This window comes from Faecalibacterium sp. OF03-6AC (genome assembly GCF_003478175.1).
In the GTDB taxonomy this organism is placed as follows: domain Bacteria; phylum Bacillota; class Clostridia; order Oscillospirales; family Ruminococcaceae; genus Faecalibacterium; species Faecalibacterium taiwanense.
Genome location: NZ_QUEN01000006.1, coordinates 124,437 through 137,340 on the forward strand (window position 1 = coordinate 124,437; position 12,904 = coordinate 137,340).

The following is a 12,904-nucleotide window of genomic DNA, read 5'->3' on the forward strand; positions in this document are numbered from 1 at the left end:
GTCCTGACATTTTTCAAGCACACCGCATTTTGCATTCTTTTTTCATTTTCTGACCACGCTGTGGGCAAACAAAAAAGCTCCACAGACGAACTTTCGCATTTATGCTGCGCCAAAGTATTTTTTGCTTTTTGAACCCTACCGCGCCGCCGATGGTCGCCGGTCTGCGTAAACTGTAATATTTTTGTAACCATTCCGGCAAACAAAAAATCCCCCACCAGCTTTCCGTCTTTCGGATTGCCAGCGGGAGATTTTCATTTCAGTGCAGAATCATCGTCAGCTCATAGGCCACAAGGCCGGAAACCAACGCCGCAATTACAGCCCACCAAAGTTTGTTTCCAAGTGTTCCTGGGGCTTTTTCCAGCGCAGTCAGGCGGTCGTCCTGTTTTTTGTTTTGAGCCGTTACAATTTCAAGGCTCTTGTTTGTGTTTTCGAGTTGCTGAATCGTCAGCTTGATGTTGGTGTTCATGCCATTCACCGCATCAGTCAGCTTTTCCAAGTCGTCTAGCGAAGTAACCAATCCACTTTATCAAAGGCCAGCGCATAGAGGAACAGCGGTTCTTTCAGGCGGGGATTTTCAGCCATATGATCTGCCAGCTTATGGGCGCTTGCCGTCTGAACCCCGGAAAGCTCTGCCACATACTGCTTCAAAAAACCTTCAAATGTCAGCTTTCGCATGGTCTCCACCTCTCCACATACTCCTGATAACGGATATAAAAATCTCGACAATGACCGTGCTGATTGCCGTATCATAATCTTCCGATGGATACTTATACTTTTTCAAGAGGTGCTTCACCATCTTCCGCATACTGGCACGAGCGGTTTCTTTTTTCTGCAGGTCTATTACGCTCGCATTACTGAATTTCTGCGTTCCCAGCCATCTCCATTGCAGCGTTCGATTGACACAGGTTGAGTTATCGGCAGATACAGAAAACACAACGGGCGGCTCTGGTAACAGAGCAGCCCGTTGTGTTCGTTTATGAAAAGGAGAACTTAGATCTCATACCACTTGATCTCGTTGGCATCCAGATGCAGAGCAAAGCTGCTGCCGTCTGTGGTGTAAACGGTGGTGTCCTGCGGCTCGTACGTGTTGTTCACAACGCAATACTTGCCATTTTTGACATAAGCATGGACTTCCACATTGTAGTTGGAACTGAACCAAGTGTGCAGTTCATCCTCGCTGTGGGCACTCCACAAGATGGCTCGGTAAAGGGTGCGGCTGTTGGCAAAACTATACGGTACACCGCTGATGTATACGGCACGTCCCTTGCCGAAATCATGCGCCGCCATCTGCACTTCCTTATTCCGCTGCACCAGCACTTCCGTGCCTTCCAGGGCATAAATGTTCTTCTTTCCCTCACCGAAGTCGATGGGTTTGTCAGCATCCTGCAAGATGAAATGATTTGGATGCTCTTCCCAGTTGTACTTGTCGTAGTTCAGGGTAAAGCCATTTTCTTCCTCCACGCCCAGAACACTGGCCATCTGGAGGATATGACCCTGATATGGATGACCGGACGGTTCTCCAACACCGATGAAGCCGCCACCGTTCCAGACGAACCGGCGAATGGCGGAGGAGATTTCCGGGTCTTCCCACCAGATACCGCCAGTGTGGGCGGTGTCGGCATCGCCTACATTGATGATGACATCCACCGTTTCCAGCAGCTTCGGATCGTTCTTGATATCCTCAAAGCTGATAAACTTCACATCAAACGGTGCGCCAGAAAGCATTTCAATCACGCCCGAATAGCTGTAATTCTGCTTGTAGTAGAGGGCATGATGCACCATATGACAGCCCCATGCCCGCATTTTACCCCAGCAGTTCAGCACAGCCACCCGTTTGACGCAGTAAGGCGTAGTGCCCTTGATATTCTCGTACAGTTCGCGGAACTCCTTGCAGACGCTCTCTACATAATCCACGAACTCCGGGAACTGCAAGGCCAGTTTCAGATAGCCGCCATAGCCGATGCGGTCGATGGGCTTGCGCAGGATGGCACGGCGGGCTGTGACCCAGTTTTCTTTGGCTTCTTTCACCGGGTCGCCGCCCTCATGGAAAGTGTCCGGGAAGAAGTAAGGCAGAAAGCGTCCTTCCGTGTACTTCACGCCCTCGATGTCGGAGATCAGACGCAGCGTGGAGCCATTGCCCACGCTGCCCACCACGGCATCCAGCCCGATGGTCTTGAACTCCGGCATAAAAGGCTCGGTGCCGATCCAGTGATCGCCCAGGAACATCATCGCCTCGCAGCCGCACTCGTGCGTGATGTCCACCATTTCTTTGGCCAGCTTTGCTACTTCGCGCCGCTGGAACGCCTGAAAATCACGGTATTCCTTGCTGGGCACACGATACTGGTTGTTGTAGTAGCCCTGGTCGATGATATACTCCGGGCGGAACTTGTAACCCACTTCCTGCTCAAACTGATTGAGGATATATGGGCTGACGGAAGCAGAATAGCCATACCAGTCCACAAATTTTTCCCGCTTGAGTTCATCGAAGATCAAGGTGAACTGATGGAAGAACGTGGTATAGCGGATGACGTTCACATACGGATGATCTGCAATGAATTTTCGCAGACGTTCCATCGAATATTTGTGGGTTTTCGGCTGGCGCACATCAAATGTGATCTGATGCTCGAAATTCGTCCAGCCGTTGGTGGTGGCATTGTACATATGCACCGGATCCCAGATGAGGTAGGCAAGGAAACTCACGGTATACTCATGGAACGGCACCGCCTGCACGGTCACGCTGCCATCCGCATAGCTCCATTGTTCTGGCGGCACAGGCTGACCCGTGGAGCGATCCATGACCTCCCACCAGCGGGTGATGTCATCGTGATCGTTCACTTTCATCAGCTCCGGGCTGATGCCTTTCATCAGAGGGATGGTCACGGTCTCGCCGGGGGCAGTGTAGAAACCCGTCATAATGTAGCACTGCTGCACCTCGTCCGGGTTCGCTTTGGCCCATGCGTTATCCTTGCGCGTGGTATAATAGGTGGAATAGATCTTTGCATCGGCATTTTTCAGTTCCTGCGGAAAATCCGTACCATCGCAGTCACGGATGGCATCCGCACCCCACTTTTTCAGAATCTCCAACGTTTCGGGCACCACATCCAGGTCGGTCGGAATGGTAACGCGCCCGGTCTTGCACTTATCTTCCATAGTTTTCCTCTCTTATCCTCAATCCTGATAGGTTGCGTTGTAAATGGCCAGTACCGCCAGCAGCAGTGCCACGCCCACAAGCATGATGCCCAGCCCTGCCAGCTGTCCGGTCATTTTCCAGCCTGCCACAACCAATGCAATGGACAGCACAAACAGCACGATCATCAGCACGATGCGCAGGGCAGGATGTGTTTTCCAGAATGTTTTCATGTTTTGTCACCTTATCCTTTCAAGCCGCCCACCGTCATGCCCTGCGTCAGCTGCTTCTGCACACAGATGTACAAAATCAGAGTAGGCAGCATCACCAGCACAAGACCTGCGTACATGGTGCCGTACTGCGCAGCACTCTGCTGAGCCTGCATCAGATTCAGCAGACCCACCGGCAGAGTACGGGGTGCGCTGGTGGAACTCATAAGGGTCATGGAGATGATGTACTCATTCCAGAAAGACAGGAAGTTGAACAGAATAATGGTGATGATAGACGGCTTCGCCATTGGGAAAATGATACGGGTCATTGCAGAGAAATAGCTGGCACCGTCGATGTAGGCTGCTTCTTCAAAGTCGTGGGGCAAAGTGGCAAAATAGCCTGACAGCAGATAGATGGTAAAGGGCAGTGCCGTAGCTGCATACACGACCGCCAGAACGAACAGGTTGTTCAGCAAAAAGCCGCTGCCGATATGGTTTTTCAGCCACACATCACCGTCACGCAGCATCAGGAAGATGGGAACTACGATATAGTTGACATTGATGAACAGACCTGCCATAAACAGCGTGTTCAGCAGCTTGCAGCCCTTGAACCGGAAACGGGACAGGCAGTAAGCTGCCGGCAGCGCAATCACCAGCAACAGCACCAGAGCCAGTGCTGTGACCAGAACGGAGTTGAGCATATATTCGCCCATCTTGGCTCCATTCCACGCATTGACGAAGTTCTGCCAGTAGAATCCGGCAGGCAGTGCCCACGGATTGCCGTAGAACTCTGAGTTCTGCTTGATGGATGCCATAAACACCCATGCCACCGGCACAATAATCGTCACAGCCAGCAGGATCAGTACAAAATAGATGAAAAATTTGTACAGGCCCTCCGCCGAACGGGAGGATTTTTCTTCCGTTTTCTTCATGTTTTTCCTCCTTAAAATTCCAGCGGTTCACGGCTGGTGGCACGATTGACACAGGCAGACAAAGCGAACGAGAACAGGAAGATAACCACACCGATTGCCATGCTGTAACCGTACAGACCTGCATCTTTCTGGCTGTACATATAGTTCAGGGCCACATCCGAGGCACCGTTCGGCCCGCCGCTGGTCATCGCCTTGACGAACAGGAACGCCATATTGATGGTGGAAATGATAAAGAAGGTCAGGGTGGTACGGATGTTCGTCCAGACCAGCGGAATCGTGATCTGGAAGAACTGGGTCAGACGGCCCGCTCCGTCCAGATTGGCGCTCTCGTACAAGCTGGCAGGCACCGAGGACATGGAAGCCATATACATCACCATATAGTAGCCCACAGCCTGCCAGACCATTGCAATGATGATGGACGGAATGACCAGCTTTTCGCCTTTCCAGAGGATAGGGTCAGTCATATCCCGGAACAGCCCGATGATGCTGTTCAGCATACCATTCTCCGGCTTATAGATGGCAGAGAAGATACCGGAGATGACGACCACAGACAGGATGTTCGGGATGTAGAAAATGATGCGGAAGAAATTCTGCCCCTTGATTTTTTCGCGGGTCAGGATGGCTGCAAACACCAGCGCAAACGCAAAGGTGATGATGGTAACGACCACCACCAGCAGGATCATGTTCTGCATGGAGCGGATGAACTGGGTGTCCTTCAGCAGATGCTGAAAATTTCTCAGCCCGACAAAGGTTTCGTTTGGCGAGTAGGCTCCACGCTCATACAGGCTCATGCGGAACACATTGAGGGTTGGCAAAATCATAAAAATGAAAAACAGGATGGTGGCCGGTGCCACACAGAGGAACACGAACCGTTTGCGGCTTTTGTCAGATTTCATAGACAAACCGTTCCTTTCTACTGGAATCCAGAAACCCAAAAAAGCGGAGGCGGTCAAAACCGCCTCCGCTGGGCAGGGCCTTGGAAGCTGTTTTCGGATGCAGCTTCGTTCTTACTCGATGATGTTGGCGCGCATCTGGTCGCTGGCGGACTTGATGCCATCGATCCACTGCTGTTCCGTCGTGCTGCCGGAAACCAGAGAGTTGACAGGGTCAAAGAACACCGTGCGGACTTCCACACCGGGGATAGCGGTGAAGGAAGCAAAGTTGCCCATAGCTGCCTTTGCGCCGTTGTCGTAGATGGAGTAGAACATCTTGTTGTCGCCGTCCAGATCATCGGCAATCCCCAGCACAGGCTGGATCGCGCCGCTTTCGGCAAACAGCTTGCAGGCTTCGTCGCTGTACAGGTAGGCTACAAACTGCTTGGCAGCATCCAGATGCTCCGCACCTGCCGGAATCCATGCCTGCTCAAACCATGTATAGCTGTACTGATCGCCGCCAGCCTTGACTGCAGGCAGAGCAGTCATGCCCCACTCGAAGCCATCCGCGCGGGGAGCTTCGCCCATTTCGCCCACGATCCATGTACCGTTGGGCATGAACAGAGCCTTGTTATCCAGCACCAGCTGCTGATTCTGGGTAAAGTCCTGATCGTTCGCCTGTGCCGGAGTGATGGGGTTGGTGTAGGAGGCCAGTTTGGTCACGATGTCAAAGCAGGTCTGTGCTTCGGCAGTGTCCCAGATGCCTTCTTCATAATGGGTCGCCTTGTTGAAGAAGTCGGGGCCGCCTGCTGCATACATCAGCGCATAGAAGAATGCATCAAAGTAGCCGGTGGTGGGGTAAGTGAACAGGTAGGTGCCCTCCGCAGCCGCCTTGTCACCCAGTTCCCACATTTCATCCCATGTGGTGGGCACATCCCAGCCTTTTTCTTTCAGGAACCCTGCGTTGTAGAACAGACCGCAGGGGCTGTAGAACATGGGAGCCAGATAGGTCTTGCCATCGCCGTAAGGGTTGGTAAGAGAAGTATCGGTAAAGCCGCCGGCGATCTTCTCGCTGACTTTCTTGCTCTCACCGGGAACCGTCATGCTCAGCACATCGGTGATGTCAGCGATCAGGTTGCCCTTGATGAACTGCTCGGTCAGAGCAGCTTCACGGCCGGTAGCCAGATGGACCACGTCGGGGTAGTCGCCGCCCTGCATGGAGGGGCCGATGACATCTTCCAGGTTCTTGTCGGTGGTCAGTTCCACCTTGATGCCCGTCTGGGCGGTAAAGGCTTCGGTGACTTTCTGCCACATCTCGGAGCCGTAAGCGGTCTCAATGGCAGCGACTTTGATGGTCACATCCTCCGCAGGCGTGGCAGAGGCAGCAGCCGAAGAAGTCGTGCTGGAACCGGTAGAGCTGGAAGAACTGCCGCAGGCGGCCAGCCCCAGTGCAGCGGCACCCACGCCAGCCGCTTTCAGGAAATTGCGACGAGAAATGCGTTTCATAGTGTATCCTCCATCATAAAGATTCCGTTCAAAACCACAACCGGGACAAACAGGTTTTGTCCGAGAGGGTCGTGTGATTTATTGATTTCAATATAGAGGTTTTTACCCTTTGCAACAAGATGTTTGTTGTTTCGTTTTTTATAAATCTTGCTTTTTAGAAATTTCTTTCAGCAAAAGCGCTAAATTCGTCCCGTCTGTTTTGGTACATTCTTCCCGTTTGTAACCAGTTTGACATATTTTTATTCTTTAATGGCATCAAAAATATTTATCCTGTCCAAAATCAGGGCTTGCATTTTTTCTTCTTTGCCCCTATAATGAGAAAAACGCACGATTCAACGCATCGGTTTTGCGATTATATTTTTAGTCTCTTGTTTTTATTTTTATGTTTATTGCGTTTCGCTGTAAAGGAGCCTGTTATGAGCACCGAACGCTTTGATATCCGTCATGCTCCCGCTCCCCGTGAGTCCTTTCGCTTGCTGTACATCAGCAAAAGCAAATTCGGCGGCGACTGGAACAGCACGGCTCACACCCATTCCTGCACGGAGCTGTTCTATTGCCTGAGCGGAGAAGGACAGTTCTACCTAAGCGGGCAGCTGTACCCGGTCAAGCCGGATGATATGGTCATCGTCAATCCACAGGTGGAGCACACGGAATTGAGTCTGAACGCTTCACCGCTTGAATATATCGTTCTGGGTGTGGCTGGCATTGAGATCTTATTCGGCAAGGCTGAATCTTCTTATGCTATCTTCAACTGCCGTGAAAACCGGGAACGGATGGTCACTCTGCTGCATATGCTGCTTGCCGAAGCCGACCGCAGTCTGGATGGCTGCGAAACCGTCTGTCAGGACTTGCTGGAGGTGCTGCTGATCTGGCTGGTACGCTGCACAACGCTCTCTTTGCAGGTGGAAGAAACGCCACAGTCTGACAGCCGGGAGTGTGTAGAGATCAAGCGATATCTGGACAGCAACTTCCGAGAGGACATCTCACTTGACCGTCTGGCAGAGATCGCACACATCAACAAATATTATCTGGCCCACACCTTTCAAAAGGAGTACGGCATCTCTCCCATCACCTATCTGAATCGCCGCCGCATTGAGGAAAGCAAATATATGCTGGGCAATACAGGTTACAGCTTGGCTCAGATCAGCGAACTGATGGGCTTTTCGTCCCCCAGCTATTTTTCCCAGTGCTTCCGCAAAGCGGAGGGGCTGACTCCCAACGAATACCGCCGTCAGGTACGGCAGGGACAACGCCCTGCCCCGGCAAAACGGCATGAAAGATAAAGAAACGAGGAACTTCAAATGAAACCTGTCACCGAACCCATTCTCTGCGCTGCTGCATCCGCCTTTGATTTTGGTGGGCCGATGGTCTGCGATCCACACCACTATGGTGAGGGCCACATCAATGACACCTTTGTGGTCTGGCGGGCAGATCATACCAAACGCTTTATCTTACAGCGCATCAACACCGATACATTCACCGATCCAGCAGGACTGATGGAAAATATCTGTGGCGTGACCCGGCATTTACGGGCAAAGATTCAGGCAGAGGGCGGCGATCCTGGCCGGGAATGCCTGAACGTCATTCCCACTCTGTCCGGTGCATCCTACTATATCGACACGGAAGGCAATGCATGGAGAGCTTATGATTTTGTAGAGAATACCGTCTGTCTGCAACAGGTCGGTTGTGAGGCAGACTTCCGCACTGTGGCAGAAACACTGGGCAAGTTCCAGAACCAGCTGGCCGATTATCCTGCTTCCACCCTCCACGAAACCATTGCACGTTTTCACGATACGCCCAACCGTTACGCAAACTTTGAAAAAGCCCTTGCAGCCGATGCACTGGGTCGAGCCAAAACCATTGCGCCGGAGATTGCTTTTATCCATGCACGGGAAAAGGACTGCCACGTTCTGCTGGATCAGCTGGCCGCTGGTGAGATCCCGCTGCGTGTCACCCATAATGATACCAAAATCAACAATGTTCTGCTCGATGAAGCCACCGGCAAAGGCATCTGTGTCATTGACCTCGACACCGTGATGCCGGGTCTGTCGGCTTATGATTTCGGCGATTCCATCCGCACCGGTGCCAACGACTGCGCCGAGGACGAACCCGACCAGAGCAGAGTCCACTTTGACCTGCATCTGTATGAAGTGTTTGCCAAAGGCTATCTTTCCACTGCTGGCTCCACCATGCACACAGCTGAAAAAAGGAGTCTTGCTTGGGGTGCCAAACTCATGACGTTGGAATGCGGCATCCGTTTCCTGACCGACTATCTGGAGGGCGACCATTATTTCCATATTGCCCGCCCGAACCACAACCTCGACCGTGCCCGCACCCAGTTCACGCTGGTACGACAGATGGAAGATGTATTCGATCAGATGCTGGAAATCGTCTGCCCGGACAATCACTGATTTCGCAATCTCCTCCATTCGGATACAGCAAGAAGCATGGACGCTCTCCTTTTCGGGGGCGTCCATGCTTCTTTTTAGTCCAACTCCGGCCTCTGCGCCATGGTCACGTCCAGCGCATCCTCGACCCCGGTGCAGTCAATAGAGATTTTTCTGCCATCCCGGAGTAGCAGCTCCACGCAGCCGGTGTCCATATTGAAATGACAAGCTCTTGCATCGTAAAGGTCGTAAAAGGTACGGTCAGCATCGGCAGTCCGAAATCCAAAGACAGTATCCGGGATATTCCGGTGCCGCTGAATGTCCGCCCCTGTGCCATCAAGCTGCGGGATACCACCGACCAGTTCATCTGGGAAAGCCCCAAGACCGGCTTGCCCTGCAACCCCACCCATTTCCGGGATGTGTTCCGCAAATCTCTGGAAGAAGCGGGCGATGTCCGCTTGCTCACGCCCCACAGTTGCCGCCACACCTATGTGTCGCAGATGCAGGCGTTGGGCGTGGACATCCAGACCATCCAGAGCATCGTAGGCCATGCCGACACCGAGATGACTGAGCATTATCTCCATGTTCAGGAATCCATTCGGCAGAGTGCGATCCAGTTGTTCAGCGAGGCGTTTTCGGCTTGAAAATTGGACGGAACAGCACTAATTAGACCAGATAAAATCGTTGGCATTGTGGTCATAATTGTGGTCAAAACCAAATGAGGCCAGGCTATAAACAAAAAATCCAACGATTTCTAACGTGAAATCGTTGGATTTATGGTCCGAGTGGCGAGAATCGAACTCACGGCCTCTTGAACCCCATTCAAGCGCGCTACCAAAACTGCGCTACACCCGGATATCTGCAAGCGGTTATCGCTCACAGCTCAATTAGTATACTTGATTCAGGGTGTTTTGTCAAGCTTTTTCTGCCAGTTTTTTGCAAATAAATTTTCAAAACTCCGGCTCGTTTTCCTGCAGCGGCTGATTCCCTGCGGGAAACGTTTCAAATTCAACAGTGGCAAGTGCAATTGCAAACACACTTTCGGCACCGGCTGCCAGCAGCGCCTGTGTGCAGGCTGCTGCCGTGGCACCGGTGGTGATCACATCGTCTACCAAAAGCACTTTTCTGCCCTCCACAAGTTCCGTATCCGTCACCCGGAAGGCACCCGCCACATTGGCAAGGCGCTGCTCAAAGGGCAGGCCCGCCTGATGCCGCTTTGCACGAGTGCGTCCCAGTGCTTTCGGGTACAGCGGTACCCCCAGTGCGCGGGCCAGCGGCACCGCCATGAGCTGCGGCACATTATAGCCGCGCGCTCTGCCGGATGCCGGTACGGGAACGATGCAGTCGTACCCAAGGGACATGCCTTCCACAAGCTCCGGCACCGGTTCTGCACCGGCCATATGCATCTCGCTGCCAAAGGCCAGCTTTGCCAGCCAGAGGCCCAGCTCCACCGCTGTCCACGGTGCAGCATGGTATTTGGTATGCAGGATGCCGCGCCGCACACAGCCCTCATACCGGAACGGTGCTGCTGCACCGGTCAGTTCCCCTAAATAATGCTGAGAAGCGTCCAGCCGCATTCCTGGCTTCCGGCGCAGCTCTTCCAGCTCTGCGGCACAATCCGGGCAGACAGGCACACTGCCCAGCACCCGATCACAAAACGGGCAGCGGCGTGGGTACACCAACTGCCTTGCCCCGCGCAGAATGCGGCGCGGGACGCTGTAATAATCCATCAGTCCTTTTTAACGGCCACGATCACACGCACGCGCTTGCCCGCAGCACAGCCAAAGTTATCGTACCAGCCGGTCAGGTAGTAGCCCTCCGAGTTGACCTCGGTCAGCTTGGTGGCGTAGTACTGACCCTTGTACCACAGATACACCTGTGCGTCGTCCGCCATCTCAAAGCGGGTGCCGTTGCTCATGACCGACGCTGCACCCACCTGATCGATCTTCATGGGCATGAGCTGGACCATCGTCCGCACGCTGCCGGTCGTCTCTCTGCGGGCTGCAACACCGCCTACCAGCACCGGATATTTGACGTTGGTGGTGAAAGCTACCTGCGAACCATTGACATAGCACACATAGGTAGCACCGCCGCCAATATAGCGGAAGATGGACGCATACGGTTCGCCTACAAGGCTGCCCACCTGCCGCAGACCAAGGCTGAGCAGGCTATCCGTGTTGGCTGTGATCTTCTGCCACAGAGTGGAGAGGATGTCGCCGTTGATCACACCCCACAGCACTTCGCTGGTGGTGGGCACCAGAACATCCTTCAGGTCGTCCACAATCTTATCCTGCGTATCCGTGCTGTCGCTCTTGCCGGTGGAAATGATCTTGGCCAGCGTCTGCAGTTCCGAGTAGTTGACTGCCACATTCTTGATATCATCCAGCACGCCGTAGGTCCACAGGTCGCCGGTGACATCATTCAGGATCAGGCGGTCGATCTCGCCCTTCTCATTCAGCGTATAGTAGCGGACGTTCAGAAGATTCAGGTCTGTCCCCGCTAGGCGGCTGGGACGAACCGTCCCAGCCACACCCTCCGCAGTTGTATCCAGAATTTGTACATCGTCGGCAAGGGCATAGCTGCCCAGTGCCGTTGCATCTGCATTGACCTTGCCGGCAACGACCTTGTTCTCGATGCCGCTCACGGACTCGCCTTCCGGCGTTACGCGGATCTCTACCAGCCAGCCCTTGGGGTAGTTCAGGCTTTTGTCCACATTCACAGTGCGTTGAACACCATCGGTGCACATGACAGCCACGCGCTGCAGCACATCCGCGCCGTTATCTTCCACAAGGCTGCGGGCTGCGCCCTGCACCACGCCGTAGAACACCTCGTCGGCCTCTGCGCCGGTAATAACATCCGCCGCCTCATTGTTCATGCCCAGCAGCAGAGTAACCACTTCGCCCACGCCGCCGCCGTTCAGGCTGGACACCTTGGAAGCCACTGCTGTGCTGCCCAGCTTATAGCTGGTGCCCGCCACTGTAACCGCCGTGGGAGCGCTTGCACTGGGCGAAACCGCAGTGATGCGGCCCGCAGCACGGCGAGTATAGATCCATACCGTCTGCAGACTCTCGCTGTAATAATACACATCGTAACGGTTCAACTCTGCCGAAGCCGAGACCTTATCGTTGCGGTACACGCTCAACGGCGTAAAAGGCAGCTGGGTGCCTTCCGCTGCCACAAAGGGGCCCTTCAGACTCTTGAGCATCACGGTAGAGGTGTCCACCTGGCCATTGGAGACGGTAAAGCCCAGACTGGTACCGTAAGCGCTGCCGGAAGCGGTGTTGGCGGTGAGGGTATTATACAGCAGCAGAGCACAGTCCTCATAGTTCATGGCCTCGCTCTGGCTGCGGTTCAGCTGGTTGCGCAGGCCCAGTTCCTGCGCCTTGTTCAGCTGTGCCGTCGGGAACACGCCGTTGAGGTCGGTCATTTTATAGCCCAGCAGCTTGAGCGCTGCGGTGCAGGCTTCTTCCAGCGTGACCACATTATCCGGGCGGAATGTACCATCGGTATAGCCGTTCATCCAGCCCTGCTGCACCGCAATGCGCACATAGGGTGCCCACTGAGAGCTGCCGGGCACATCCTTATACAGTGTGCCCAGATTACCCTGCTGGCTGGCGCTTTCGCGGTAGGCCGAAAAGGAGACCAGCATCTTGGCAAATGCACCGCGGGTGACGGCAGCATCCAGACTGCCGGTCTGGCTGGTATCCATAGCGCCCAGCGTGATGGCCGTCTGGATGGCCGAGTTGTTCAGGCTGGCTGCTGATGCCGGAAGCACCAGCACGGATACAGCCAGGCATGCTGCAAGCAGACATGCGAAAAGACGTTTTTTCATAGGTATATTCCCCTTCCTTGGTGTTTGGCAGTCCGGCGC

The 12,904-nt window shown here is 53.8% G+C and carries 12 protein-coding genes, 1 tRNA gene and 2 pseudogenes; 3 read left to right on the forward strand and 12 right to left on the reverse strand.

Going from position 1 to position 12,904, the window contains the following annotated elements:
• Window positions 1-256: 256 nt before the first annotated feature.
• From DXA66_RS08685 to DXA66_RS08720, 8 genes and pseudogenes are all read right to left on the reverse strand, one after another.
• A complete protein-coding gene (locus DXA66_RS08685; RefSeq protein WP_243089070.1) occupies window positions 257-466 on the reverse strand; it encodes a hypothetical protein in 210 nt (69 codons plus the stop codon).
• A 35-nt stretch (window positions 467-501) separates the two neighbouring features.
• Window positions 502-675 (reverse strand): hypothetical protein, encoded by a 174-nt coding sequence (locus tag DXA66_RS08690; protein ID WP_242959392.1) that lies wholly within the window; start codon window positions 673-675, stop codon window positions 502-504.
• Window positions 656-841, reverse strand: a pseudogene (locus DXA66_RS14670) (type I restriction enzyme endonuclease domain-containing protein); the annotation flags it as partial. The pseudogene DXA66_RS14670 and the gene DXA66_RS08690, both read right to left, overlap by 20 nt.
• Before the next feature lie 149 nt (window positions 842-990).
• Window positions 991-3,150, reverse strand: a complete 2,160-nt coding sequence (gnpA, locus tag DXA66_RS08700) for a 1,3-beta-galactosyl-N-acetylhexosamine phosphorylase (protein ID WP_118528227.1) — start codon at window positions 3,148-3,150, stop codon at window positions 991-993.
• A gap of 18 nt (window positions 3,151-3,168) precedes the next feature.
• Window positions 3,169-3,360 carry a hypothetical protein gene (locus DXA66_RS08705; RefSeq protein WP_097778319.1) on the reverse strand — a complete coding sequence of 64 codons (192 nt, stop codon included), beginning with the start codon at window positions 3,358-3,360 and terminating at the stop codon, window positions 3,169-3,171.
• 11 nt (window positions 3,361-3,371) lie between these two features.
• Window positions 3,372-4,268 carry a carbohydrate ABC transporter permease gene (locus DXA66_RS08710; protein WP_097778320.1) on the reverse strand — a complete coding sequence of 299 codons (897 nt, stop codon included), beginning with the start codon at window positions 4,266-4,268 and terminating at the stop codon, window positions 3,372-3,374.
• An 11-nt stretch (window positions 4,269-4,279) separates the two neighbouring features.
• Window positions 4,280-5,164 carry a carbohydrate ABC transporter permease gene (locus tag DXA66_RS08715; protein WP_097778321.1) on the reverse strand — a complete coding sequence of 295 codons (885 nt, stop codon included), beginning with the start codon at window positions 5,162-5,164 and terminating at the stop codon, window positions 4,280-4,282.
• A 111-nt stretch (window positions 5,165-5,275) separates the two neighbouring features.
• The gene (locus tag DXA66_RS08720) at window positions 5,276-6,646 is read right to left on the reverse strand and encodes a carbohydrate ABC transporter substrate-binding protein (RefSeq protein ID WP_097778322.1); all 1,371 of its coding nucleotides are present in this window, start codon (window positions 6,644-6,646) and stop codon (window positions 5,276-5,278) included.
• A 416-nt stretch (window positions 6,647-7,062) separates the two neighbouring features.
• On the opposite strand from DXA66_RS08720, the gene DXA66_RS08725 reads away from it, so the two are divergent.
• Together DXA66_RS08725 and DXA66_RS08730 are read left to right on the forward strand one after the other, a co-directional pair.
• Window positions 7,063-7,929 carry an AraC family transcriptional regulator gene (locus tag DXA66_RS08725; protein WP_097778323.1) on the forward strand — a complete coding sequence of 289 codons (867 nt, stop codon included), beginning with the start codon at window positions 7,063-7,065 and terminating at the stop codon, window positions 7,927-7,929.
• A gap of 18 nt (window positions 7,930-7,947) precedes the next feature.
• Window positions 7,948-9,057 carry a phosphotransferase enzyme family protein gene (locus DXA66_RS08730; RefSeq protein WP_118528229.1) on the forward strand — a complete coding sequence of 370 codons (1,110 nt, stop codon included), beginning with the start codon at window positions 7,948-7,950 and terminating at the stop codon, window positions 9,055-9,057.
• A gap of 77 nt (window positions 9,058-9,134) precedes the next feature.
• On the opposite strand, the pseudogene DXA66_RS14565 reads toward DXA66_RS08730, so the two are convergent.
• A pseudogene (locus tag DXA66_RS14565) lies at window positions 9,135-9,248 on the reverse strand (DUF6061 family protein); the annotation flags it as partial.
• A gap of 6 nt (window positions 9,249-9,254) precedes the next feature.
• Here DXA66_RS14565 and DXA66_RS08735 point away from each other — a divergent pair.
• On the forward strand, window positions 9,255-9,677 hold the full coding sequence (locus DXA66_RS08735; RefSeq protein ID WP_243089071.1) for a site-specific integrase: 423 nt from the start codon (window positions 9,255-9,257) through the stop codon (window positions 9,675-9,677).
• Between the two features lie 133 nt (window positions 9,678-9,810).
• Here the strand turns inward: DXA66_RS08735 and DXA66_RS08740 are convergent.
• The 3 genes from DXA66_RS08740 to DXA66_RS08750 all read right to left on the reverse strand — a co-directional run bounded on the left by DXA66_RS08740 (window position 9,811) and on the right by DXA66_RS08750 (window position 12,865).
• Window positions 9,811-9,888: transfer RNA gene (locus DXA66_RS08740), tRNA-Pro, on the reverse strand.
• Between the two features lie 95 nt (window positions 9,889-9,983).
• A complete protein-coding gene (locus tag DXA66_RS08745) occupies window positions 9,984-10,763 on the reverse strand; it encodes a ComF family protein (protein ID WP_118528231.1) in 780 nt (259 codons plus the stop codon).
• Window positions 10,763-12,865 carry an S-layer homology domain-containing protein gene (locus DXA66_RS08750; protein ID WP_118528233.1) on the reverse strand — a complete coding sequence of 701 codons (2,103 nt, stop codon included), beginning with the start codon at window positions 12,863-12,865 and terminating at the stop codon, window positions 10,763-10,765. Before DXA66_RS08750 ends, DXA66_RS08745 begins: the two co-directional genes overlap by 1 nt.
• Window positions 12,866-12,904: the final 39 nt, after the last annotated feature.

Bases quoted from the DNA above. Each gene is read 5' to 3' on its own strand.
- DXA66_RS08710 (WP_097778320.1), bottom strand. From the start codon at position 4,268: ATGAAGAAAACGGAAGAAAAATCCTCCCGTTCGGCGGAGGGCCTGTAC.
- DXA66_RS08705 (WP_097778319.1), bottom strand. From the start codon at position 3,360: ATGAAAACATTCTGGAAAACACATCCTGCCCTGCGCATCGTGCTGATG.
- gnpA (WP_118528227.1), bottom strand. From the start codon at position 3,150: ATGGAAGATAAGTGCAAGACCGGGCGCGTTACCATTCCGACCGACCTG.
- DXA66_RS08690 (WP_242959392.1), bottom strand. From the start codon at position 675: ATGCGAAAGCTGACATTTGAAGGTTTTTTGAAGCAGTATGTGGCAGAG.
- DXA66_RS08720 (WP_097778322.1), bottom strand. From the start codon at position 6,646: ATGAAACGCATTTCTCGTCGCAATTTCCTGAAAGCGGCTGGCGTGGGT.
- DXA66_RS08750 (WP_118528233.1), bottom strand. From the start codon at position 12,865: ATGAAAAAACGTCTTTTCGCATGTCTGCTTGCAGCATGCCTGGCTGTA.
- DXA66_RS08730 (WP_118528229.1), top strand. From the start codon at position 7,948: ATGAAACCTGTCACCGAACCCATTCTCTGCGCTGCTGCATCCGCCTTT.
- DXA66_RS08725 (WP_097778323.1), top strand. From the start codon at position 7,063: ATGAGCACCGAACGCTTTGATATCCGTCATGCTCCCGCTCCCCGTGAG.
- DXA66_RS08685 (WP_243089070.1), bottom strand. From the start codon at position 466: ATGAACACCAACATCAAGCTGACGATTCAGCAACTCGAAAACACAAAC.
- DXA66_RS08745 (WP_118528231.1), bottom strand. From the start codon at position 10,763: ATGGATTATTACAGCGTCCCGCGCCGCATTCTGCGCGGGGCAAGGCAG.
- DXA66_RS08735 (WP_243089071.1), top strand. From the start codon at position 9,255: ATGACAAGCTCTTGCATCGTAAAGGTCGTAAAAGGTACGGTCAGCATC.
- DXA66_RS08715 (WP_097778321.1), bottom strand. From the start codon at position 5,164: ATGAAATCTGACAAAAGCCGCAAACGGTTCGTGTTCCTCTGTGTGGCA.